This window comes from Larkinella rosea, assembly GCF_003858635.1.
Taxonomy (GTDB): Bacteria; Bacteroidota; Bacteroidia; order Cytophagales; family Spirosomataceae; genus Larkinella; species Larkinella rosea.
Window position 1 is genome coordinate 1 of sequence record NZ_RQJO01000002.1, and the last position, 2549, is coordinate 2549.

General features: G+C 46.3%; 3 protein-coding genes. 2 read left to right on the forward strand and 1 reads right to left on the reverse strand.

The genetic code is table 11. From position 1 onward, the window contains the following. Positions 1–48: 48 nt before the first annotated feature. On the reverse strand, positions 49–936 hold the full coding sequence (locus EHT25_RS00035; RefSeq protein WP_185731235.1) for a DNA/RNA non-specific endonuclease: 888 nt from the start codon (positions 934–936) through the stop codon (positions 49–51). A gap of 348 nt (positions 937–1284) precedes the next feature. Here EHT25_RS00035 and EHT25_RS33575 point away from each other — a divergent pair, with 348 nt between their 5' ends. Continuing rightward, the gene (locus EHT25_RS33575) at positions 1285–1482 is read left to right on the forward strand and encodes a hypothetical protein (protein ID WP_510186263.1); all 198 of its coding nucleotides are present in this window, start codon (positions 1285–1287) and stop codon (positions 1480–1482) included. Positions 1483–1622: 140 nt separating this feature from the next. Further along, on the forward strand, positions 1623–2549 hold a 927-nt coding region (locus EHT25_RS00045), incomplete at its 3' end, for a caspase family protein (protein WP_148095864.1).

The window sequence follows — 2549 nt, forward strand, 5'->3', positions numbered from 1 at the left end:
ACTGGCTCTGTTAACGGGTTATTGAACCGGGAGTTTATAGATAATCCGTCACCAAACCGGATACATCTCCACTTCCTGCACCGTAACCTTGTCTGCCTGCTTCTCAATCACTGACTCAATTGCATCCGGCACATTGGACAGCAGGTCATACCCTGTTTGGCTCTCGATTTCATCAACGCTAACGCGGTAATTATCCCAAGGTTGATCACCGGCCGCATTGGAGTTAGGTATCCAAACGGCAATAACCCGAGTCTGAGCGCTGATCCGGCTAAGGTCGTCACTTCCTACCGGTAAGACGACGATCACCTTCCACATAGCCGCTGGAACGGTCACTTTGCCGCCTGCGATGGTGCTGGCGGTGCCGTTGTCACCGGTGCCGCCTTTGCCGAAAGTACCGGCAATAATATACGTTTCGTTGCCATCACCGATCAGTTTCCGCGTGTAACCTTCCAACTGATTCCAGTTTTCCCGGTTGAGCCTGGGAGCCTGGGGTACTATGTTGGTCATAAAGAATGTGGTGCGGTTTTCCTCGGCGGTGGAATCCCGATCATCCGACGGGCAGAGGTGGCCCCGGTCAAATCCGCTCAGGGTATAATCGTCGTGCCTGACCTGGTACCAGCCCGTTGGTAATGTCTGATCCGGAATGAAAATGCCGTTGTACCGATTGACCGATCCCTTCCAGGCTTTCGACAGATGCCAGGAACACCAGTTAGCAATACCGGTGCTGCGGTTGTAGCTCAGCGTGTACGATGGCCTCTCGATGAGGTAATTGTTTTCCTGCGAAGTGCTGGCGTTGCTGGGGTTACCGAGAGCCATGTTGGCGTCTCGGGTGGGCAGGCTTGAATCCGGAACCGGTTGGTCTGCTTTATGACAGGCAATCGGGAAAAGTAGTATGATTAGATAGAGTGAAATGCGGGCCATTGGCAGTGAAAACATTCAATAGAAAAGATTGAATTCCGCTTGGGTGGTAGCCCCGGCTTCCAAATGACTTTTTAGTTTAACTACTTCATCGGTTTTTAATGAATCGTATTCGGCAGCCCTAAAAACATACTCCATCCGTAATTTCATAACGTCTCATAAACAAAGTTGCAAACCGGCCCGATATTTACCTAATTGTCAACTCACCCTAATTAAATATGGCTAACAAAAATCTTTTTTTGCCTTGATAACCTTTTGGGAAACCATTCCATAGATGGTTAGATTTGAGGAAAATGGCTATAAAATTTAGTTTACTACTATAAAAATAGTCTCATTTTGGTGATTCAAATTAGAATTTAAATAAAGTTGCCCACGGAAGCGCAATGGGAGTACGCGGCTCGGGAAAGTCTTCAAAGCCAGGGGTATTTGAATTCGGGCGGAAAGACTGCCGATGCGGTTGGTTGGGTAGCAGAAAACAGTGGCGGCCAACTTCGGCGTTCGTGTCGTTTCTCAGGTCAGGAAGTTGGACTTTTCCTCCAGATTGGTGAGCTAAGCCGTTGGTGAGTTTGTTCCGTTGTCCCTAGCAAGGTTGGAGGTTGGGCTGGCGTTCCAGAACACAACCGTTACTGAACAGAGGGACAAACTTTACAATTTTACTGCTGAGCGATTAGATAATTCTTTGTATTCCAAACTAGTCAAAAAAAATGAAAATTAAGCCCCTTATTTGTCTACTTATTTATAGTTTGATTGGGATGCTTTCCTACCCTTTGCGGGCTCAAACATTGCACTTCATCGTATTTGCTGATACCGACGATCCCAATATTGGCTCACCCAATCGCAAAACATATAACTATTTAACCCAGGATCTGGCTCCCGTTATTGCCAAACAGGCTGGACTTGCCTTGTCAGTATCGGGGCACATTGGGGCAAATTTTCGGCTGGCGAATCTCAATAGAATCCTTACCGCTCTCAAACCCGAAGCCGATGATGTCATATTCTTCTATTTTGCTGGACACGGCTTTAATAATCGGCAAAACGATTACCCTTCCCTGATTTTCAATACTGGTTTAGACATTGAAAACAATTCGATGAGCCTGCTGAATGTGTACAGAAAGCTACAGGGGCTGAATGCCCGCATGACTATTGTAATTGGAGAAGCCAGTAACATGGATCATATTGCCAGAACCAAGTCTGGCAGTCAATCTGATATGTTTAGTCCGACTGGTTTAGCGAACCCGGTGGATAAGAAGACCTCTATTCTCTATGATACACAACGAATACAGAAATTATTCAGGGCTACACAAGGAGGACTATTAGTTTCTAGTTGCAAACGAGGTCAATTTAGTTATTCCAATCAAACAGGCGGATGGATGAATCTGGCCTGGCGAAATGCCTTTCAAAAAGTAATTAATGACGATAAAAAAAAGGATGGTGAACCAGCTAGCTGGACGACACTGATCAATCAGGTAGTAAATGAAACCAAGGAATCAGCACGTGAAGCCGGAACGGAACAAGAGCCGCAGTTCATCAATGAACTTGCTTCGATGCCTACTAAACGGTTTGCTTTGGTACTGGGCAATTCGGCTTACCAACATGTTAGCTCTCTGGAAAGTCGACCTGTCAATGATGCC

What these genes read in the sequence shown, in the direction of transcription:
- EHT25_RS00035 (WP_185731235.1), bottom strand. Translation starts at nt 936, where the DNA reads ATGTTTTCACTGCCAATGGCCCGCATTTCACTCTATCTAATCATACTA.